The sequence below is a fragment of the Limnohabitans sp. MORI2 genome, from assembly GCF_027925025.1.
GTDB lineage: Bacteria > Pseudomonadota > Gammaproteobacteria > Burkholderiales > Burkholderiaceae_C > Limnohabitans.
On the sequence record NZ_AP027058.1, the window covers coordinates 129,889 to 150,797 of the forward strand.

Annotated in this window: 21 protein-coding genes; 15 read left to right on the forward strand and 6 right to left on the reverse strand. The window is 56.4% G+C overall.

Annotated features, from left to right (window positions below):
• Positions 1-3: 3 nt before the first annotated feature.
• Genes mreC through mrdA form a run of 3 tightly spaced genes read left to right on the forward strand, consistent with a single transcriptional unit; the run spans position 4 to position 3,505 of the window.
• On the forward strand, positions 4-924 hold the full coding sequence (gene mreC / locus QMG27_RS00610; protein ID WP_281812107.1) for a rod shape-determining protein MreC: 921 nt from the start codon (positions 4-6) through the stop codon (positions 922-924).
• Positions 921-1,451: a rod shape-determining protein MreD gene (mreD, locus tag QMG27_RS00615; protein ID WP_281812109.1), complete on the forward strand. Its 531-nt coding sequence runs from the start codon at positions 921-923 to the stop codon at positions 1,449-1,451. Before mreC ends, mreD begins: the two co-directional genes overlap by 4 nt.
• Entirely contained in the window at positions 1,448-3,505 is a 2,058-nt protein-coding gene (gene mrdA / locus QMG27_RS00620) for a penicillin-binding protein 2 (RefSeq protein ID WP_281812111.1), read from the forward strand. Before mreD ends, mrdA begins: the two co-directional genes overlap by 4 nt.
• Here mrdA and QMG27_RS00625 read toward each other — a convergent pair.
• The 3 genes from QMG27_RS00625 to QMG27_RS00635 form a co-directional block, all read right to left on the reverse strand.
• Positions 3,502-4,260 carry a TSUP family transporter gene (locus tag QMG27_RS00625; RefSeq protein ID WP_281812113.1) on the reverse strand — a complete coding sequence of 253 codons (759 nt, stop codon included), beginning with the start codon at positions 4,258-4,260 and terminating at the stop codon, positions 3,502-3,504. The genes mrdA and QMG27_RS00625 overlap by 4 nt on opposite strands.
• 224 nt (positions 4,261-4,484) lie before the next feature.
• Positions 4,485-6,206 carry a GMC family oxidoreductase N-terminal domain-containing protein gene (locus tag QMG27_RS00630; RefSeq protein WP_281812115.1) on the reverse strand — a complete coding sequence of 574 codons (1,722 nt, stop codon included), beginning with the start codon at positions 6,204-6,206 and terminating at the stop codon, positions 4,485-4,487.
• Positions 6,207-6,224: 18 nt separating this feature from the next.
• Positions 6,225-7,733, reverse strand: a complete 1,509-nt coding sequence (locus tag QMG27_RS00635) for a CoA-acylating methylmalonate-semialdehyde dehydrogenase (protein WP_281812117.1) — start codon at positions 7,731-7,733, stop codon at positions 6,225-6,227.
• A gap of 106 nt (positions 7,734-7,839) precedes the next feature.
• Between QMG27_RS00635 and QMG27_RS00640 the strand changes: the two genes are divergently transcribed.
• Entirely contained in the window at positions 7,840-8,778 is a 939-nt protein-coding gene (locus tag QMG27_RS00640; RefSeq protein WP_281812119.1) for a LysR family transcriptional regulator, read from the forward strand.
• A gap of 18 nt (positions 8,779-8,796) precedes the next feature.
• Here the strand turns inward: QMG27_RS00640 and QMG27_RS00645 are convergent, their stop codons facing one another.
• Positions 8,797-9,543: an SDR family oxidoreductase gene (locus tag QMG27_RS00645; protein ID WP_281812121.1), complete on the reverse strand. Its 747-nt coding sequence runs from the start codon at positions 9,541-9,543 to the stop codon at positions 8,797-8,799.
• Between the two features lie 115 nt (positions 9,544-9,658).
• On the opposite strand from QMG27_RS00645, the gene QMG27_RS00650 reads away from it, so the two are divergent.
• The gene (locus tag QMG27_RS00650; protein WP_281812123.1) at positions 9,659-10,342 is read left to right on the forward strand and encodes a dienelactone hydrolase family protein; all 684 of its coding nucleotides are present in this window, start codon (positions 9,659-9,661) and stop codon (positions 10,340-10,342) included.
• A gap of 3 nt (positions 10,343-10,345) precedes the next feature.
• Here the strand turns inward: QMG27_RS00650 and QMG27_RS00655 are convergent, their stop codons facing one another.
• Together QMG27_RS00655 and hemB are read right to left on the reverse strand one after the other, a co-directional pair.
• Entirely contained in the window at positions 10,346-10,921 is a 576-nt protein-coding gene (locus QMG27_RS00655; protein WP_281812125.1) for a hypothetical protein, read from the reverse strand.
• Positions 10,921-11,931 (reverse strand): porphobilinogen synthase, encoded by a 1,011-nt coding sequence (hemB, locus tag QMG27_RS00660; RefSeq protein ID WP_281812127.1) that lies wholly within the window; start codon positions 11,929-11,931, stop codon positions 10,921-10,923. Before hemB ends, QMG27_RS00655 begins: the two co-directional genes overlap by 1 nt.
• A gap of 212 nt (positions 11,932-12,143) precedes the next feature.
• Here hemB and QMG27_RS00665 point away from each other — a divergent pair, with 212 nt between their 5' ends.
• The 10 genes from QMG27_RS00665 (at position 12,144) to rpsJ (ending at position 20,844) form a co-directional block, all read left to right on the forward strand.
• Positions 12,144-12,575, forward strand: a complete 432-nt coding sequence (locus tag QMG27_RS00665; protein ID WP_281812129.1) for a CopD family protein — start codon at positions 12,144-12,146, stop codon at positions 12,573-12,575.
• 15 nt (positions 12,576-12,590) lie between these two features.
• Positions 12,591-13,688 carry a VanZ family protein gene (locus QMG27_RS00670; RefSeq protein WP_281812131.1) on the forward strand — a complete coding sequence of 366 codons (1,098 nt, stop codon included), beginning with the start codon at positions 12,591-12,593 and terminating at the stop codon, positions 13,686-13,688.
• Positions 13,689-13,698: 10 nt separating this feature from the next.
• The gene (locus QMG27_RS00675; protein WP_281812133.1) at positions 13,699-14,034 is read left to right on the forward strand and encodes a (2Fe-2S) ferredoxin domain-containing protein; all 336 of its coding nucleotides are present in this window, start codon (positions 13,699-13,701) and stop codon (positions 14,032-14,034) included.
• Positions 14,035-14,037: 3 nt separating this feature from the next.
• Positions 14,038-14,661: an alpha/beta fold hydrolase gene (locus tag QMG27_RS00680; RefSeq protein ID WP_281812135.1), complete on the forward strand. Its 624-nt coding sequence runs from the start codon at positions 14,038-14,040 to the stop codon at positions 14,659-14,661.
• 91 nt (positions 14,662-14,752) lie between these two features.
• Positions 14,753-15,880, forward strand: a complete 1,128-nt coding sequence (locus tag QMG27_RS00685; RefSeq protein ID WP_281814689.1) for a D-alanyl-D-alanine carboxypeptidase family protein — start codon at positions 14,753-14,755, stop codon at positions 15,878-15,880.
• Between the two features lie 129 nt (positions 15,881-16,009).
• Positions 16,010-16,387 (forward strand): 30S ribosomal protein S12, encoded by a 378-nt coding sequence (rpsL, locus tag QMG27_RS00690; RefSeq protein WP_057674148.1) that lies wholly within the window; start codon positions 16,010-16,012, stop codon positions 16,385-16,387.
• Positions 16,388-16,565: 178 nt separating this feature from the next.
• On the forward strand, positions 16,566-17,036 hold the full coding sequence (gene rpsG / locus QMG27_RS00695) for a 30S ribosomal protein S7 (protein ID WP_108283540.1): 471 nt from the start codon (positions 16,566-16,568) through the stop codon (positions 17,034-17,036).
• 15 nt (positions 17,037-17,051) lie between these two features.
• The gene (gene fusA, locus QMG27_RS00700) at positions 17,052-19,154 is read left to right on the forward strand and encodes an elongation factor G (protein ID WP_281812142.1); all 2,103 of its coding nucleotides are present in this window, start codon (positions 17,052-17,054) and stop codon (positions 19,152-19,154) included.
• A 171-nt stretch (positions 19,155-19,325) separates the two neighbouring features.
• Positions 19,326-20,516, forward strand: coding sequence for an elongation factor Tu (gene tuf / locus QMG27_RS00705; protein WP_281811530.1), 1,191 nt, complete (start codon positions 19,326-19,328; stop codon positions 20,514-20,516).
• Between the two features lie 13 nt (positions 20,517-20,529).
• The gene (rpsJ, locus tag QMG27_RS00710) at positions 20,530-20,844 is read left to right on the forward strand and encodes a 30S ribosomal protein S10 (protein WP_191818402.1); all 315 of its coding nucleotides are present in this window, start codon (positions 20,530-20,532) and stop codon (positions 20,842-20,844) included.
• Positions 20,845-20,909 lie beyond the last annotated feature (65 nt).

Genomic DNA, 20,909 nt, shown 5'->3' on the forward strand with positions numbered 1-20,909 from the left:
TAAGTGCCACTGGGCACCCTCGACCGCACCCCACCGGCCTTCTTCAAGCAAGGCCCTTCAGCCGTCTCCAAATTACTTTTCTTCAGCGCCTTATCGGTGCTGTTGATGGTGGCCGATGTGCGTTTTGGGGTGACCCAACCTTTGCGCGCAGCTTTGTCTGTGGCGTTGTATCCCGTTCAATGGCTGGCCATGCGTCCACAGGCGCTGGCTGAATACTCCACAGAATATTTTGAAGCGCGTGATGTGGCGCAAGCGTCTGAGCGCGAGGCGCGTCAACAGCTGTTGGTGCAAGCCCGTCGCTCAGGGCAAGTCGAACAGCTGGCGCTGGAAAACAAACAGCTGCGTGAATTGCTCAGCCTGAGCAAGCGCTTGGAGACCAAAGGCATTGCGGCCGAGGTGTTGTACGACGCAGCCGATCCCTACACCCGAAAGCTCATCATTGACAAAGGCATGGCCAATGGCATCAAGGCCAGCTCGCCTGTGATGGACGAGCATGGCATTTTGGGGCAAGTCACGCATGTGTTGCCGCTCGTGAGCGAGGTGACCTTGGTGACGGACCGCGAACACTCGATTCCTGTGCTCAACACCCGTACCGGTGCGCGCGGCGTGGCCTATGGCGAATCAGGCGGCGCACCGTTGCTAGAGCTGCGCTTCATGGCCACCAACGCTGACATTGAAGTGGGCGACATGTTGTCCACCAGCGGTGTGGATGGCATTTACCCTGCGGGCGTTTTGGTGGGCAAAGTCACCAAAGTCGAGCGCCGTGCCGAAACAGCTTTTGCGCGCATTTTGTGTGAGCCCGTGGGCCGAGTTCAAGGTGCGCGGCATGTGATGGTGCTTGAGCCTTTGTCAGATCAATTGCCACCGCGCCCGCAAATTGAAAAGCCGCAACCGGTGGCCACGCACAAAGGAGGTCGCAAATGATCATGCCGCGTGGCCAACAATTGTTGTTGCCTGCCAATCCTTTGTTTATTTTGTTCACGCTGCTGGCGGCGTTGTTTGCCAACATGGTGGTGAACATCAGCCTAGTCGGCAACGCGGCATGGATGCCTGACTTCTTGGCCTTGGTGCTGGTCTTTTGGTGTGTGCACCAGACGCGCTTGGTGGGCATTGGCATCGCCTTTTTCTTTGGCGTTGCCACCGATGTGCACCAAGCGGCGTTGCTTGGACAGCATGCTTTGAGCTACACAGCGTTGGGCTTCATGGCGGTGATGGTGCATCGTCGGCTCTTGTGGTTCACGGTGCCTTCGCAGGCCATGCAAGTTTTGCCGTTGTTTCTTGTGGCGCATGCTTTAGAGCTGATGGTGCGCATGATGTCGGGCGCGCTCTTTCCCGGTTGGAGTCTTATGTTGGCGCCCTTGCTAGAGGCCTTGCTGTGGCCCTTGGTGAGCGTGTTGTTGTTGGCGCCTCAGCGCCGTGCACCCAACCCTGATTTGAACCGACCGCTATGAGGGTAATTCGCGACATCGAGTCCGATCTGCGACGGTTCAGGTCGCGCATGGTGGTCGTGACGGGCGCGATCTTGGTGTTGTTTGCCTTGTTAGCCCTGCGTTTGTTTTATCTGCAAGTGGTGCGCTACGACGAGTTGAATGCGCAAGCCGAAAACAACCGTACAGCCATCGTGCCCATCGTGCCCAACCGCGGTGTCATCATGGATCGCAACGGCATTGTCTTGGCTACCAACTACTCCGCCTACACCTTGGAGATCACGGCTTCCAAAGTGACGGCGCCGCTGGAAGAGGTGATTGAGCAACTCTCAAGCGTCATTGACATTCAACCGCGTGACAAACGCCGTTTTAAAAAGCAACTGAGTGAATCGAAGAGCTTTGAATCGGTGCCTATTCGCAACCGCCTGACAGACGAAGAGGTGGCACGTTTTGCGGCACAACGCTACCGATTCCCCGGCGTTGAGATTCGTGCGCGGTTGTTCCGAAACTACCCGTACAACCAGTTAGCCAGTCACGTGATTGGCTACATCGGGCGTATCAACCAAGCCGAAAAAGGCAAGATCGAAGAGTCTGAAGACGCAGGCAACTATCGTGGCACCGACTACATCGGCAAACTCGGCGTTGAGCAAAGCTACGAAAAGCAATTGCACGGGACCACGGGTGTGCAAGAAATGGAAACGTCTGCGGGAGGCCGCGCCGTGCGTCGCCTCAACAGCAGTCAAGCGATTCCTGGTAACAGCGTGGTGTTGTCCATCGACATCAAGTTGCAAAAACTGGTGGAAGACCTGTATGGCAAGCGCCGCGGCGCCTTGGTGGCATTAGATCCAAAAACAGGCGAAGTGCTGGCCTTCGTGAGCAAGCCCACGTTTGATCCGAACTTGTTTGTGGACGGCATTGATTCGGAAAACTGGGCGGCGCTGAACGAATCCATCGACAAACCGTTGCTCAACCGTGCATTGCGCGGCACGTATCCTCCAGGCTCTACCTACAAGCCATTCATGGCTTTGGCGGCTTTGCAAACGGGCAAGCGCGCGGAAAAAACCATCATTTCTGATCCGGGTTTTTTCATGTTCGGCAATCACCGATTCCGTGACGACAAAGAAGGCGGGCATGGCTCGGTCGATATGTATAAGTCGATCGTTGAGTCTTGCGACACCTATTACTACACGCTGGCGCGAGACATGGGCGTGGACTTGATGCATGACCAAATGAAGCCTTTGGGTTTTGGTCAGATCACAGGCATTGACATTTTGGGTGAGTCCCGAGGCGTGTTGCCCTCCACAGAGTGGAAGCGCACCACCTACAAAAAGCCCGAGCAACAACGTTGGTACTCAGGTGAAACCATTTCGCTGGGCATTGGTCAGGGCTACAACAACTTCACCATGCTGCAAATTGCGCATGCCATGGGCACGGTGGCGAACAACGGTTTGAAGATGAAGCCTCACTTGGTGCGTGAAGTGGTGGACGTCGAAACCAAAGCATCGACCTTGGTGGCCAAAGAGCCCGTCGCGCAATTGCCCTTGTCGCCCGAGAACTTAGAAGTGATCAAAAAGGGCATGATCGGCGTGAACATTGAAGGAACCTCTGCCAGCAGCTTCATTGGGGCGCAGTATGTGAGCGCCGGCAAGACTGGGACTGCGCAGGTCTTCACGGTCAAACAAAACGAAAAATACAACGCCTCGACAATTGACGAGCGCATGCGCGATCACGCCTTGTTTGTTGCATTTGCACCTGCGGATGACCCCAAGGTGGCGTTGGCCATGGTGGTGGAAAACGCCGGTTTTGGTGCGCAAAATGCAGCCCCGATTGCCCGCCGTGTTTTTGACTTCGTGATCATGGGACAGTACCCCTCACAAGAAGACATTGAGGCTGTGCAAAAGGGGCAAGCCACCCGTCCGATCGGTAAGCCTCGCGCCGTTGCGAGCGTGCCTTGGCCGCCTAAGGCAGCAGAGTTGGCGGTTGAAGAGCCTGTGGTGGCTGCCTCTGCCGCAGAAAGAGCCGCTTCTGCGGCGAGCGCGGCTGCTGCTGTGAAGCCTGCAGCCAGCGGTGCGCGCTAACGTAAAAACGCGTCGTAGCTGGTTTTGCAAATCAGCGCACTCACCACGGCGATGAACATGCCGCGCACAAAGCCTGCGCCATGTTGTAAAGCCATCCGTGTGCCCAATAAACTACCCGCCACATTGGCCATGGCCAAGGGCAGCGCCATGTGCCACCAGACGTGGCCTTTCATGGTGAATAAAGTCAGTGCAGCGATATTGCTAGAGAGGTTAAGCAGTTTGGCGGCCACCGAGGCATTCAGAAAATCGTAGCCCAGCCACCGCACCAGCAAAAACACAAAGAAGCTGCCTGTGCCCGGCCCAAAGAAACCATCGTAAAAACCGATCGTCAGACCGATGGTGGAGGTGGCCCATAGTTCTGTTCGCCCACTAAATCGCGGTGCATGGTGGCGACCCATGTCTTTGCGCATGAGGGTATAGATCAGCACCACCACCAGTACGACAGGAAGCAGGCGGCGTAAAAATTCTGGCGAAACCAGCGTGACCAACCAAGCACCCGCAAAGGACGCCAACATGGTGGCGGCGGCGGCGGGTAGTAAGGATGACCAGCGCACATGGATGCGGCGGCTGTATTGCCAAGTGGCAAATGCGGTGCCCCAGACGGATGCGCTTTTGTTGGTGCCAAACAAAGTAGCGGGTGTGGTGGAGGGGTAAGCCGCAAACAAGGCGGGTAGCAAGATGAGTCCGCCACCGCCAACGATGGAGTCCACAAAGCCTGCAAACGCTGAGGCAAAGGTGGTGAAGAAAAGTTCCATGCAGGGATTGTGGCGTGAGTTGTGGCGGCGCCACAAAGCAAAAGGCACCGGGGTGACCGGTGCCTTTTCGGGGTGACGTTCCTGTGGAAGCGTCTGTTGTTTATGTCTCCTCAGACCCTCGTAGTCACAGCGCTGGCGCTGTTTCGAGTGATAAGAATGTAATTGCAATGACCATTGGAATTGCCTAGGACATTCCCTTGAGGGCTAACCCTAGGCGTAGCAGGTTAGCCAGCTTCGGCTTCATGTGCCAACCACTGCGCGGCCTTTTCGGCCATCATCAAGGTGGGGCTGTTGGTGTTGCCGCTGGTGATGGTGGGCATCACGCTGGCGTCGACCACGCGCAAGCCGCGCACCACGCCGCCGCGTCCATCGCGCACACGCAATTCAGGGTCGACCACGGCCATTGGGTCGTCCATGCGGCCCATGCGCGCGGTGCCCACAGGGTGAAAGATGGTGGTGGCGATGTCGCCAGCCAAGCGCGCCAAGTCTTCATCGGTTTGGTATTGCACGCCGGGTTTGTGCTCCTCGGGCTTGTATTTGGCGAGAGCAGGTTGCGCGGCAATGCGGCGTGTCACGCGCAGCGAGTCGGCGGCGACTTTTCGGTCGGCTTCAGTGCTCAGGTAATTGGGCGCGATCTTGGGTGCATCAGCAAATTTAGGGCTGGTGATGTGGACCTTGCCGCGGCTGGTGGGGTTCAAGTTGCACACGCTGGCCGTGAAGGCGGGGAAGTTGTGCAGCGGCTCGCCAAACGCATCCAAGCTCAAGGGCTGCACGTGGTACTCAATGTTGGGATAGGGCTGGTCAGGGCTGCTGCGGGTGAAGGCGCCGAGTTGTGAGGGCGCCATGCTCATGGGGCCGCTGCGTTTGAAGGCGTATTCCAAACCGATCTTGGCTTTGCCCCACCAGCTATTGGCCAGGGTGTTGAGTGTCGCGACGCCTTGCACTTTGAAGACTGAGCGAATTTGCAAATGGTCTTGCAAATTGGCGCCCACGCCTGGCAAGTCAATGACCGGTTCGATGCCGTGTTGCTTGAGTAAATCGGCTGGGCCAAGGCCCGAGAGCTGCAAGATTTGTGGCGTGCCAATGGCCCCTGCACTCAGCACGACAGATTGTTTGGCGGTGACGGTGACGTAGCCATGCCCTGTCCACACTTCCACGCCTGTGCAGCGTTGTGTGCCATCGGCCTCGGTCTGCATGACGAGCTTGGCCACTTGCGCGGATGACCACAGCTCAAAGTTGGGGCGTGGGTAACAGGTGGGACGCACAAACGCTTTGGCCGTGTTCCAACGCCAACCGCTCTTTTGGTTGACCTCAAAGTAGCCTACGCCTTCGTTGCTGCCACGGTTGAAATCATCGGTGGCGGGAATGCCCGCTTGTACGGCAGCTTTCGCAAAGGCGTCCAACACATCCCAGCGCAGGCGTTGTTTTTCAATGCGCCATTCACCACCCGCGTTATGGTGGCGCAAGGTTTCGCCATAGACCGTGGTATCCGCCATCAGCACATCGCTGCGTTCGCCTTTGGCGCCGTGCAAGGCGTTGGCACCGAGGTAGTGGTCTTCGTGCAGCTTGAAGTAGGGCAAAGCGTTATCCCAACGCCAGCGGGCGTCGCCCGTGATATCGGCCCATTGGTCGTAATCACGCGCTTGTCCGCGCATGTAAATCATGCCGTTGATGCTGGAGCAACCGCCCAACACTTTGCCGCGCGGGTAGCGCAAGCTGCGACCATTCAAGCCCGCATCGGGTGCCGTGTTGTACAGCCAATCGGTGCGCGGGTTGCCAATGCAGTAGAGGTAGCCCACGGGAATGTGTACCCAGTGGTAATCATCCTTGCGACCCGCCTCAATGAGCAACACGCGTTTGCTGGCGTTGGCGCTCAGGCGGTTGGCCAATAAGCAACCCGCAGTGCCTGCGCCGACGATGATGTAGTCAAACTGCGTGTCGCTCATGGGCTTGTCTCGTGGGTGTTACTTCGATGTGGGCATCACAAACTCTGCGCCTTTGCCAATACTTTCGGGCCAGCGTTGCATGATGGACTTTTGCTTAGTGTAGAAGCGCACACCCTCTTCGCCATACGCATGCATATCACCAAAGAGCGAACGCTTCCAGCCACCAAAGCCATGCCAAGCCATGGGCACAGGAATCGGCACGTTGATGCCCACCATGCCCGCTTGAATGCGACGGCTGAATTCGCGGGCCACGTTGCCGTCGCGGGTGAAGCAGCTCACGCCGTTGCCAAACTCGTGGTCGTTGATGATTTGCACGGCTTTGGCAAAGTCGGGCACGCGTACGCATGACAGCACAGGGCCAAAGATTTCTTCTTTGTAAATCTTCATGTCGGTGGTCACATGGTCGAACAAGGTGCCGCCCAGCCAAAAGCCGTGGTCGCAACCCTTGCCGGCTTTCGCGCCGTCGAAGTGGCGGCCATCAACCAACAGCTGAGCGCCCTCGGCCACGCCTGCATCGATGTAGCCGGTGATGCGTTGGCGTGCAGCGTCGGTCACGATGGGGCCCATTTCGGCAGCGAGGTTTTCACCGTCCAAGACTTTGAGGGCCTTGGTACGCTCGGTGAGCTTGGGCATCAAACGCTCGGCCACATCGCCCACCAACACCGCCACGCTGATGGCCATGCAGCGTTCTCCTGCGGAGCCGTAAGCGGCGCCGATCAAGGCGTCTACCGCTTGGTCAATGTCGGCGTCGGGCATGACCACCATGTGGTTTTTCGCGCCGCCCAAGGCTTGCACACGCTTGCCGTGGTGTGCACCGGTTTCGTAGATGTAGTTGGCAATGGGCGTGGAGCCCACAAAGCTGATGGCTTTGACATCGGGGTGAACCAACAAGGCGTCCACCGCTTCTTTGTCGCCTTGCACCACGTTGAACACGCCGTCGGGCAAACCGGCTTGCTTGAGTAATTCGGCAATGAAGAGCGACGGCGATGGGTCCAAGGGGCTTGGCTTCAACACAAAGGTGTTGCCCGTGGCAATGGCCACCGGGAACATCCACATGGGCACCATGACGGGGAAGTTGAAGGGCGTGATGCCAGCGACCACGCCCAGGGGCTGGCGTAGGGTCCAGTTGTCGATGCCAGTGGAGACTTGTTCGGTGTAGTCGCCTTTGAGAAGCTGAGGAATGCCGGTGGCGAATTCCACAATCTCAATGCCACGGGTTACTTCGCCTTGGGCGTCGGTGAACACCTTGCCGTGTTCGGCGGTGATCATGTGGGCCAAGGTGTCTTTGTGGGCGTTGAGCAGCTCCAAGAACTTGAACATGATGCGGGCGCGGCGCAGGGGCGAGGTGTCGGCCCAAGCGGGGAAGGCGGCTTGGGCCGATGCCACGGCGGCGTTGACGTCGGCCACATTGGCCAAGCTCACTTGGCCAGTGAGCGCACCGGTGGCGGGGTTGGTCACGGCTTGGTGGCGGGTGCTGCTGCCGGCAAATGCGGCGCCTTGAACGTAATGGGCGATGGTGTGTGTCATGGCGAGGCCTTGTTTGTCAATGATGGAACGCAGTGTAGGCAGGGCTCAGGACGCGAACAAGACAGAAAGTCTGAATTGATTGTTCAAAATAGTGAACAATCAAACCATGAATGAACAAAAAATCAGCGAGCTTTGGCATCACTTGCATTGGCTGAGTGTGTTGGCGCAACAAGGTAGCTATACCGCTGCGGCTGCACGCCTAGGCGTGAGCAAAGCGGCCATGAGTCAACGCATTGCCGAACTCGAACGCGCGGCGCGCGTGCCCTTGGTGCAGCGCACCACCCGCAGCGTGCGCTTGACGGAAGCTGGGCAGCGCTTGGTGGACGACACGCGCGCGTCCTTTGAACAAATCGAACACAGCTTTGCGCAAGTGCGTGACTTGGCTGGTGTGCCCAGCGGCTTGTTGCGCGTCACGGCCCCCGTGGCCTTTGCCCGTCAACAACTTGCCCCGCGTTTGGCCGATTTTTTGCGCGAATACCCAGACGTGCGGCTAGAGCTCGATATGTCCGACCGACTCAGCAGCTTGGCCACCGAGGGCTTTGACTTGGCCATTCGTCACACCGCTCGCCCGCCCGACACGCATGTGGCGTGGACCTTGTGCAAAACGCACTCGGTGCTGGTGGCCAGCAAAACCTATTTGCGCCGTGCGGGCATGCCGCAAACCCCCGCTGATTTGCACGCGCACAACTGCCTGCATTACCTGCGCGCGCAAGACACGCCCACTTGGACCTTGGCGCGCGTCAAGGGAAAAGCCAAAGAAGAACGCGTCACCGTGCCCGTGACGGGACAGCTCGCTGCCAACAACAGCGAGGCTTTGCGCGAGGCTGCGTTGACAGGCCTGGGCATTGCGCTGCTGCCCGACTTCAGCGCGCAAGCAGCCTTACAGCAAGGAAAGTTGGTTCAGGTGTTGCCCGATTGGCAGCCGGTGGGCGCGTTTGCAGAGCAGCTGTATGCCATTCGACCCTATTCGCCCCATGTGCCGCGTGCGGTGGCGGCGTTTGTTGACTATCTGCGCAAGTCCTTGGCCGAGGGCTTTGCCGCTTAATTGCACGGTGGCGAGGCGCTAACGCCCGCCCGAAATTTCCATCAAGCTCATCGTGGTGTAGCTGGATGCATCGCTGAGCAACCACACGATGGCTTGTGCCACTTCTTCAGAGGTGCCCCCGCGTTGCATAGGCACCAAGTGCGCCAAGTCGCGCACACGATTGGGCAAGCCGCCTGAGGCGTGGATGTCTGTGTCAATCAAGCCGGGGCGTACCGCGTTCACGCGAATGCCCTCGTTAGCCACTTCTTTGGCCAGGCCAATGGTGAAGGCGTCGATGGCGCTCTTCGCTGCGGCGTAATCCACGTATTGGCCGGGTGCGCCCAAGCGTGCTGCAGCGCTCGACACGTTGACGATGCTGCCGCCCGAGCCGCCGTGTGCCGTGCTCATGCGCTTGACGGCTTCGCGGGCGCAGGCAAATGAGCCCAACACGTTGATGCGCATCATGCGCTCCCACCTGGCCCAACTTTGCGCCTCCACCTTGGCGGTGACATCCACCACGCCAGCGTTGTTGACGAGGCCTGAAATACGCCCCAACTGGCGGTCTACCTCCGCAAACATGCGTAAGACTTGCACTTCGTCGCCCACATCCGCTTGTACAGCGATGGCGGTGCCGCCGGTGTCTTGAATTTGCTGAACCACGCGCTCAGCAGCCGTCGAATTGTTGGCGTAATTCACAGCCACGGCCCAACCTTGTTGAGCGGCCAGCAAGGCGGTAGCAGCGCCAATGCCACGGCTAGCGCCTGTGATCAATAGGATGGGCTTCATGTGTGTCTCCTGTGTGCGTGCGTGACGTGCCTATGAACGGCACGATACACCGATGAGTTTGAAAAACGAGTAACCTGTTTGATATTGACTTTAAAAAACTTTGAGAGAGGCTTTTATGACCGTTCGACTCCACGCCGCCGATGGCTTTGAATTTCCCGCTTATGTGGCACAACCTAAAGGCACACCTAAAGGAGCCATCGTGGTGCTGCAAGAAATTTTTGGAGTCAATGCCCACATTCGCGAAGTAGTGGATGGTTATGCGGCCCAAGGTTATTTGGCGGTTGCGCCAGCCACATTCCATCGGGCCAAACATGGCGTGGAGTTGGGCTACACGCCCGACGATATGCAAGCGGGCATGGTGTTGAAGTCTGCGATTGAAGCCTTGCCCGCGCCTGGCGTGATGGCCGATGTGCAAGCCGCGGTGGACTATGCCGCTAAAACCAGTGGCGGCAAGGTGGGCCTTGTTGGGTATTGCTGGGGCGGTTTGCTCACTTGGCGTGCGGCGGCATTGGTGAAGGGCTTGAGCGCGGCGGTGCCGTACTACGGCGGTGGATCAACCACAGATGAAGAAATTGCGCGTCATGCCAACTGCCCCGTGTTGGCCCATTACGCCGAAGAGGACCACTGGATTCCGCTGGAAACGGTGGATAAATTTAAGCAAGCCCATCTAGAGGTGGAGGTGCACTTGTATCCAGCCCATCACGGTTTCAATTGCGACCATCGTGGGGCGTATCAAGAAGAGTCGGCCAAGCTTGCTTTAAAACGCACCTTGGCGTTCTTCGCTAAGCATGTGGGCTAAGGTTCAGCGCATCGATGTCGTGTTGCGCAAGCTGCGCAACACGCTCATGGTGGTGTGAAACAAGGCCACCACGACAAAGCAGCCCATGAAGTCGCCCAATGCCATGGCTGCACTTTTTTGCCAAAGCTCTTCGCTGCTGGTGATGCCTTGCGTCCAGTAAAGCCAGTTGTGCACCACGCCGTTGAGCGCGCTGGCTGCAAGTGATAGCCACACGATGTGGTGGTAGCGAAGATTGCTCAAGTCGCGCTCGATGTGCAGCACATGCATCAAGCCAAACGCAGCGATGGGATAGGTCATCAAACTCACCACCGCAAAGTAGATGACAGAAGACATGGGTTTGTCAGGCCAGATGCCAAAACCCAGGTAAATCCCAACCACCAGCAGACCCAAAATCGCGGGTAAACGGCCGACCAGCACCGCAAGCAACTTCACCCCAGCTGGCAAGAACAGCAAGCTGATGCCGGCGGCGTAAACGAATTGCTCGTCAAAGTATTGGTTCAGTCGAAATGACAAACTGAACAAAAGACCCGAAGCCACGGCAGTGGCGATGTGCGACCAGCGAACCTCGGGGATGGACATCAAGACAATCCGTGCAGCTTTTTGGCAACGTCAATCGCGAAGTAAGTCAAGATGCCATCTGCGCCTGCGCGTTTGAAGGCCAGCAGGCTTTCCATCATCACGGCGTCGTGACCGAGCCAGCCGTTTTGTGCGGCAGCTTTGAGCATGGCGTATTCGCCGCTTACCTGATAGGCGAAGGTTGGCACTTTGAATTCGTCTTTCACACGGCGCACCACGTCGAGGTAGGGCATGCCGGGTTTGACCATCACCATGTCTGCGCCTTCGGCGATGTCGAGTGCGACTTCACGCAAAGCTTCGTCGGTGTTGCCGGGGTCCATTTGGTAAACCTTCTTGTCGGCCTTGCCCAAATTCGCGGCGGAGCCGACGGCGTCGCGGAAAGGGCCGTAAAACGCGCTGGCGTATTTGGCGCTGTAGGCCATGATGCGGGTGTGAATGTGGCCGCGTGCTTCGAGCGCTTGGCGAATGGCGCCAATCCTGCCGTCCATCATGTCGCTGGGTGCCACGATGTCCACGCCCGCATCGGCCTGGGTCAGCGCTTGCTTGACGAGCATGGCAGTGGTTTCGTCGTTGAGGATGTAGCCGGTGTCGTCGAGCAAGCCGTCTTGGCCGTGGCTGGTGAAGGGGTCAAGGGCCACATCGGTCATCACGCCCAATTCAGGAAAGTGTTTTTTAAGTTCGCGCACCACATGAGGCACCAAACCATCGGGGTTGGTGGCTTCTACACCGTCGGGGGTTTTGAGGTGGCTGCTGATGACGGGGAACAGGGCCATGACGGGAATGCCCAACTTCACGCACTCTTCGGCCACAGGCAGCAGCAAGTCCAAGCTCAAGCGCTCGACGCCGGGCATGGAGGCCACGGCTTCGCGGCGCTTGTCGCCTTCGAGCACGAAGACTGGGTAAATCAAATCGTTCACGCTCAAGGCGTGTTCGCGCACCAAGCGGCGGGTGAAGTCGTCACGGCGCAGGCGGCGTGGGCGGTTGGCGGGGAAGGAGGCAAAAGGGTGTTGCATGGGTGAAATTGTGCCTGTTTGCGGGTGTCACCTAGGTGCAGAGGGGAGTGTTAGCCCCAATGAGCAGATGGGCAGTGTTTGTTAGATTGCTTTCGGGCAGCTTGCTGCTCCCCGCTTTTCCTCCCTAGGCGGGCGCTTGGCGCGTCAAAACGCTGAAGCGACTTGGCCCGACCTTGTGTCGGGCTTTTTTTGTGCGCGGCTAAACTGGCCACATGCTTTGGATCAAATCTTTTCACATCATCTTTGTGGCCAGCTGGTTTGCGGGCTTGTTTTACTTGCCTCGCATTTTTGTGAATTTAGCGATGGTGTCAGAAGGGTCTGAGGCTGAAGAGGCGCGTTTGCTGTTGATGGCGCGCAAGCTGATGCGGTTCACCACCTTGCTGATGGTGCCGGCCGTGGCTTTAGGGCTGGTGCTGTGGTTGTATTACGGCATCGGTTTGTTGGGTGTGGGCAATGGCTGGATGCATGCCAAGCTGACCATCGTTTTGCTGGTGCTGGGTTACCACCACGCCTGTGGTCGCTTGCTTCGCAAGTTTGAAGCACGCGCCAACACACGCGGGCATGTGTGGTTTCGCTGGTTCAACGAGGTTCCCGTGGTGTTGCTCACCTTGGCGGTGATTCTGGTTGTGGTGAAACCTTTCTAAGCGAGCGACCGGACCATGCGCAAAACTTCCGCTTGGCCCCTCTCGCAGATGTGCGTGGCGTTGATCGTCTACGCCAGCTTGTATCCGTTTGACCATTGGCGCGATCAAGGCATTTGGACATGGTCATTTTTGACCGCGCCATGGCCTAAATATTGGTTGGGTTTTGATGTGGTGGCCAATGTGTTGGGCTACGCCCCGCTGGGCTTCTTTTTGACGCTGAGTGCCATGCGCATGGGCTGGCAAACGCGTGAGGTTTTGCTCTCTACGTTGGCGGCGGCGGTGCTGTCGTTGACCATGGAAGGTTTACAAAGCTACTTGCCTGCGCGCGTGCCCTCGCTGCCAGATTTTTTGCTCAACACCTTGGGCGCTTTCATCGGTGCGGTTCTAGCAAATTCACTTGAGCATTTGGGGTTGTTGCGTCGCTGGAGCCAATTCCGTGAGCGATGGTTTGTACGCGACGCGTATATGGCGTTGGTGTTGATGGCGGTGTGGCCTGCAGCACTGTTGTTTCCCGTCGCTGTGCCGTTAGGGCTTGGGCAAGTGTGGGAGCGTGTGGAAGATGCGCTGACCAGCGCATTTGAAGCCACGCCATTTGAAGACTGGATTCCGTTGCGTGCCTTTGAGCTTGAGCCTTTGCTGCCCGGCGCTGAGTTGTTGTGCGTGATGTTGGGATTGCTCGTGCCGTGCTTGCTGGGCTTTGGAGTGATCCGTCAGGCAGGGCAGCGCTTTGTTTATCTCTTGGTGATCTTGGCGATGGCGATGGGAATGAGTGCCTTGTCGGCAGCGCTGAGTTATGGCCCCGCGCATGCTTGGACTTGGTTGGACCTGCCCGTGACCTTAGGGCTGGTTTTTGGTTGCGTTGTGGCGTTGGTGTTTTTGCCTTTGTCGGCGCGCGCGGCATGGGCGTTTTTATTGCTGGCCGTGTTGGTGCAGCAGAGTGTGCTCAATCAATCGCCTGAAAGCGCCTACTTTGCGCAGACTTTGCAAACGTGGGAGCAAGGGCGGTTCATCCGTTTCCATGGCTTGGTGCAATGGCTGGGTTGGCTTTGGCCCTATGCGGTGTTGATGCTGGCGCTGGTGCGCCTGTCGCGTGAGCGCAGCACGCAAAACTAAAATCCTTTGTATGACCCAAACCTCGTATTACAAACACCACATTTTTTTCTGCCTCAACCAGCGCGACAACGGCCAAGATTGCTGTGCCAATCACGGTGCGCAAGAAGCGTTTGAGCATTGCAAATCGCAAGTCAAAGCGGCAGGTCTCGCCGGCGTAGGCGGCGTGCGTGTAAACAAGGCCGGATGTTTAGACCGCTGCGCAGGCGGCCCCGTGGCCGTGGTGTACCCAGAAGGTGTTTGGTACACCGTGATGGACAACGCCGATGTGGATGAGATTGTGCAAAGCCATTTGAAAAATGGCCAAGTCGTGGAGCGATTGTTGGTGCCAGCCAACGTGGGGCGCTAAACCATGAATTCACAAACTCAAAAAATCACCTTGCAAGGTGAAGCAGGTGTGATCGAAGCATTGCGTGACGAGCCTGAAGGTGCATCGCGCGGTGTGGCCATCGTGGCGCATCCGCATCCGCTGTTTGGCGGCACGATGGACAACAAAGTGGTGCAAACCTTGGCGCGCGCTTTTGTGCAGTGCGGTTGGACCGTGGTGCGTTTTAACTTTCGTGGCGTAGGCGCATCTGCTGGCGAGCACGACGCAGGCGCGGGTGAAGCGCGTGACTTTTTGCGTGTGGTCGAGCAAGTGGCTCCCAGTGGGCCTTTGGCCATTGCAGGCTTTTCGTTTGGTTCGTTTGTCGCGAGTCATGCGTTGGCTGAGTTGCAAGCGCATCGAACGATTGAAAAAGTGGCGTTTATCGGCACGGCAGCACAGCGGTTCACCGTGGCACCGATTGCCCCCGAGCTGCACGACAAAACCTTGGTGGTGCACGGCGAGCAAGATGACACCGTGTCATTGGCCTCGGTTATGGATTGGGCGCGTCCGCAAAGCCTGCCTGTGACGGTGGTGCCAGGTGGCGGTCATTTCTTTCATGGACAATTGCCGCTTCTGAAGAATTTGGTGGTCCGTCATTTGCAGGGCTAAGCTTTGCGTGACGCGCTCAATTCTTTTGCTCGTTTTTCACTCCTAGGCCGCCATGACACGATTTTTGCGCACCACTTGCATTGGGTTTTTGATGGGTTTGTTGGGCGTGTTGCACGTCCAAGCCCAAGTGGTGCCGCAGCCGCCTGAGATTGCGGCGCGCGCTTACTTGTTGGTGGATGTCACCGCGCAACAAACCTTGGCTGAACTGGATGCAGATAAGCCCATTGAGCCCGCATCGCTGACGAAGTTGATGACGGCGTACATCGTGTTTGATGCGCTCAAGGCCAAAAAAATCACCTTGCAACAAACCTTCGGCGTGAGCGAACGTGCTTGGAAGATGCCAGGCTCGCGCATGTTCATCGACCCCAAGATGAAGGTGCCAGTCGAAGACCTGATCAAAGGCATGATTGTTCAGTCTGGCAACGATGCCACCATGGCGCTGGCCGAGGGTGTGGGTGGCACGGTCGAGCATTTTGTGCAAATGATGAATGCGCAGGCGAAGTTGTTGGGCATGAAGTCCACTGGCTACAAAAACCCAGAGGGCCTGACCGAGCCCGGCCACACCACGACGGCGCGTGATCTGAGTATCTTGGCTAGCCGCTTGATGCAAGACTTTCCCGATTACGTGGGTTACTACGCGATCAAAAAATACCGTTACCCCGGCACGCCCGCTGCTAATGAAAACAACCGCAACTTGCTGTTGTTCCGCGACCCAAGCGTGGACGGTCTGAAAACGGGCCACACCGATGCTGCTGGTTTTTGTTTGATCGCGACGGCTAAGCGTGAAGCGCCGGGCGTGGGGCAGCGTCGCTTGTTGTCCATTGTTTTGGGGGCGTCCAGCGAAAACGCGCGTGCCACCGAGTCTCAAAAGCTGTTGAACTGGGGTTACACCGCGTTTGATGCCATCAAGTTGTTTGATGCCAACCAAGCCGTGGTAACGCCAAATGTATGGAAAGGTCGCGGCAACCAAGTCAAATTGGGCCGTTTTGCGCCTATTGTCGTGGCCGTGCCCGCTGGTGCGGCTGGTCGCATCCAAACCCAAGTGGCTCGCCCCGAGCCCTTGTTGGCGCCACTCAATCGCGGCCAAGCGGTGGGCGCCTTGAAGGTCACGCTGGACCAAAAGCCGCTGGTGGACGTGCCTTTGCTGGTGCTCGACACTGTGGAGCAAGCGGGCTTTGTGGGGCGCGCCTGGGATACCGTGCGTTTGTGGGTGAAATAAACCCTATTTGAGGCATTTCGAACTAGATTTGCCCCTTCCTCTCGATGCTGATACACTAGAAGGCTTTTCGGAATTTCCGAAGGGATTCACGTTTTCTTTTTATTTCAACGTTTAGGGACGTTATTAACAATGCCAACCATCAATCAATTGGTGCGTCAGGGGCGCGAGGTCGAAACGATCAAGTCCAAAAGCCCTGCGATGCAAAACTCTCCACAACGTCGTGGCGTTTGCACCCGTGTGTACACCACGACGCCTAAGAAGCCAAACTCTGCGCTGCGTAAAGTTGCCAAAGTTCGCTTGACCAACGGTTTCGAAGTCATTTCGTACATCGGCGGTGAAGGCCACAACTTGCAAGAGCACAGCGTTGTGCTCGTGCGCGGTGGTCGTGTCAAAGACTTGCCAGGTGTGCGTTACCACATCGTGCGCGGTTCGCTCGATTTGCAAGGCGTGAAAGACCGCAAGCAATCGCGCTCTAAGTACGGCGCTAAGCGTCCAAAGAAGGCCTAATTGGCTGCCAGCCTTAGCGAGGCTTAATTCGTCAAATCGGTGTTTTGGTCGTCAGGCAGACGGCGCAAAACGAAGTGACCCCAAGCATCCATGTTGGGTGTGGGTCGAGTAAGTGGAAGTCATGATGACTTTCGCGGTGTCCGAAAGGATGCCAACTGAAGCAATATGAGGTGAAACAATGCCACGTCGTCGCGAAGTCCCTAAACGTGAAATCTTGCCGGATCCAAAATTCGGTAATGTTGAGCTGTCCAAATTCATGAACGTGATCATGGAAGGCGGCAAAAAAGCTGTTGCCGAGCGCATCATTTATGGTGCCTTGGAGCAAATCGAACAAAAGTCGGGCAAAGATCCGCTCGAGTTGTTCACTGTGGCCATCAACAACGTCAAGCCCATGGTGGAAGTTAAGTCCCGCCGCGTGGGTGGTGCTAACTACCAAGTGCCCGTTGAAGTGCGTCCAGTTCGTCGCTTGGCTTTGTCCATGCGCTGGTTGAAAGAAGCCGCTCGCAAGCGCGGTGAAAAGTCCATGGCTTTGCGCTTGGCCAACGAATTGTTGGAAGCGTCTGAAGGTCGTGGCGGTGCCATGAAAAAGCGTGACGAAGTTCACCGCATGGCCGAAGCCAACAAGGCATTCAGCCACTTCCGCTTCTAAATTCAAAGGTAAAACATGGCCCGCAATACCCCCATTGAGCGCTATCGCAACATTGGTATTTCAGCGCACATTGACGCTGGTAAAACCACGACGACAGAGCGTATTCTTTATTACACCGGTGTGAACCACAAAATCGGTGAAGTGCATGATGGCGCTGCCACCATGGACTGGATGGAGCAAGAGCAAGAGCGTGGTATCACGATCACTTCTGCTGCCACCACTTGCTTCTGGAAAGGCATGGACAATTCCTTCCCTGAGCACCGTTTCAACATCATCGACACCCCTGGCCACGTTGACTTCACGATTGAAGTTGAGCGTTCCATGCGCGTGCTCGACGGTGCTTGCATGGTTTACTGCGCGGTGGGTGGCGTTCAGCCCCAATCCGAAACCGTGTGGCGTCAAGCCAACAAGTACAAAGTGCCACGTTTGGCCTTTGTGAACAAGATGGACCGTACAGGTGCTAACTTCTTCAAGGTCGTTGACCAGATGAAATTGCGCTTGAAGGCCAATCCTGTGCCAATCGTGATCCCAATCGGCGCTGAAGACAACTTCACCGGCGTGGTTGACTTGCGCAAGATGAAAGCCATCATTTGGGATGAAGCATCTCAAGGCATGAAGTTCACTTTCGAAGACATTCCAGCTGACCTCGTCGAGACAGCCAAAGAGTGGCGCGAGAAGATGGTGGAAGCTGCCGCTGAAGCCTCTGAAGAGTTGATGAACAAGTACCTCGAAGAAGGTGATTTGTCTGAAGATGACATCACTGCTGGCTTGCGTGCTCGTACATTGGCTACTGAAATCCAACCCATGTTGTGCGGTACAGCGTTCAAGAACAAAGGCGTGCAACGTATGTTGGACGCTGTGGTTGAGTTGTTGCCTTCTCCCGTTGACGTGAAAGCCATCACTGGTTACGACGAAGACGAGCAAGAAGTGACTCGCAAAGCTGACGACAACGAAAAGTTCTCTGCTTTGGCATTCAAGTTGATGACCGACCCCTTTGTTGGCCAGTTGACTTTCGTGCGCGTTTACTCTGGCGTTCTGAAAAAGGGCGACACCGTGTACAACGCGGTGCGCGGCAAAAAAGAACGTATCGGTCGTATCGTGCAGATGCACGCCAACAACCGTGAAGAAGTCGACGAAATCCGCGCTGGCGACATCGCTGCTTGCGTGGGCTTGAAAGACGTCACCACGGGTGAGACTTTGTGTGATCCAGCGGCAGTTGTGACGCTCGAGCGCATGGTGTTCCCTGAGCCTGTGATTCGTCAGGCTGTTGAACCCAAGTCCAAAGCTGACCAAGAAAAAATGGGCATCGCTTTGTCACGTTTGGCAGCGGAAGATCCTTCTTTCCGTGTGCAAACCGACGAAGAATCCGGCCAAACCATCATCGGTGGTATGGGCGAATTGCACTTGGAAATTATTGTTGACCGTATGAAGCGCGAATTTGGCGTGGAAGCCAACGTGGGTAAGCCACAAGTGGCCTACCGCGAAACCATTCGCAAGACTGTGGAAGAAGCCGAAGGCAAGTTCGTGCGTCAATCTGGCGGTAAAGGTCAGTACGGTCACGTGGTGCTGAAGGTTGAGCCACAAGAGGCTGGCAAAGGCTTTGAGTTCGTTGACGCCATCAAGGGCGGTGTGGTTCCTCGCGAATACATCCCTGCGGTGCAAAAAGGTGTTGAAGAAGCTTTGGGTCAAGGCGTATTGGCTGGTTACCCAGTCGTTGACGTCAAGGTCACTTTGCACTTCGGTTCGTACCACGATGTGGACTCGAACGAAATGGCGTTCAAGATGGCTGCAATCTTTGGTTTCAAAGAAGGCTGCCGTAAAGCTCAGCCAGTCATTTTGGAACCCATGATGGCTGTGGAAGTTGAAACACCTGAAGACTACGCTGGTAGCGTGATGGGCGACTTGTCCTCACGTCGCGGCATGGTGCAAGGTATGGACGACATGGTCGGTGGCGGTAAGGCAATTAAAGCTGAAGTGCCATTGTCTGAAATGTTTGGTTACTCGACCACTTTGCGTTCGATGACGCAAGGCCGTGCGACCTACACCATGGAGTTCAAGCACTACTCCGAAGCACCACGTAACGTGTCTGAAGCCATCGTGGCTTCGCGCGCTAAGTAAGGTGTGAATGGGCAAGCCTTTCGGGGCTTGTCCTGTTTTCTTTTCATCGCGTTTCATTTGAGACGCCGTCTGCGATGCAGCGCCGCCTAGTTGTCCCGTGCTAAGCGAAACAGCAGTTGTGTGCAGACGTAAAACCGAATCACGGGCATTGCTCTTTTTGGAGATATACAAATGGCAAAAGGTAAGTTTGAACGTACCAAACCGCACGTCAACGTTGGCACGATTGGTCACGTGGACCATGGCAAGACAACATTGACAGCTGCGATCACCACGATCCTGTCGACCAAGTTTGGCGGCGAAGCTAAGGCTTACGACCAAATCGACGCGGCTCCTGAAGAAAAAGCACGCGGTATTACCATCAACACCGCTCACGTTGAATACGAAACAGAAACACGTCACTATGCGCACGTGGACTGCCCTGGTCACGCTGACTATGTGAAAAACATGATCACTGGCGCGGCTCAAATGGACGGCGCTATCTTGGTGTGTTCTGCTGCTGACGGCCCCATGCCACAAACTCGCGAGCACATCTTGTTGGCTCGTCAAGTGGGCGTGCCTTACATCATCGTGTTCTTGAACAAGTGCGACATGGTGGACGACGCTGAGTTGTTGGAATTGGTTGAGATGGAAGTTCGCGAACTCCTGTCTAAGTACGACTTCCCAGGCGACGACACGCCAATCGTTCAAGGTTCAGCCAAGCTGGCCCTCGAAGGCGACAAAGGCCCATTGGGCGAAGAAGCCATTTTGAAGTTGGCTGCTGCTTTGGATAGCTACATCCCTACGCCTGAGCGCGCTGTGGACGGCAACTTCTTGATGCCAGTGGAAGACGTGTTCTCCATCTCTGGCCGCGGTACTGTGGTGACCGGTCGCGTTGAGCGCGGTGTGATCAAAGTCGGCGAAGAAATCGAAATCGTGGGTATCGTTGACACCGTCAAGACCACCTGTACTGGCGTTGAGATGTTCCGCAAGTTGTTGGATCAAGGTCAAGCTGGCGACAACGTCGGTATCTTGTTGCGCGGTACAAAGCGCGAAGACGTGCAACGCGGTCAAGTGTTGTGCAAGCCAGGTTCAGTCAAGCCACACACTCACTTCACAGCTGAGATCTATGTGTTGAGCAAAGACGAAGGCGGCCGTCACACCCCATTCTTCAACAACTACCGTCCTCAGTTCTACTTCCGTACGACTGACGTGACAGGTGCTATCGAGTTGCCAGAAGGCAAAGAGATGGTGATGCCTGGTGACAACGTGTCGATCACTGTGAAGTTGATCCACCCCATTGCGATGGAAGAAGGTTTGCGCTTCGCTATCCGCGAAGGCGGTAAGACTGTTGGCGCTGGTGTGGTTGCCAAGATCATCGCCTAATCGAGGAATTTAAATGTCCTCGAAGCAAAAGATCCGCATCCGCCTCAAGGCGTTTGACTACAAATTGATCGACCAGTCTGCTGCTGAGATCGTTGACACTGCCAAGCGCACTGGCGCGATTGTCAAAGGCCCCGTGCCTTTGCCAACACGCATGAAGCGTTTTGACATCTTGCGTTCACCGCACGTCAACAAATCTAGCCGTGACCAGCTCGAAATCCGTACCCACCAGCGTTTGATGGACATCGTGGACCCAACTGACAAAACAGTTGACGCCTTGATGAAACTCGATCTGCCAGCGGGCGTGGACGTCGAAATCAAGTTGCAATAAAACTTTAGTGCAACTTTGGAGTGGGCCAAAAGCTCATTCCAAGCCCCGCGCCAACGAGTAGTTGC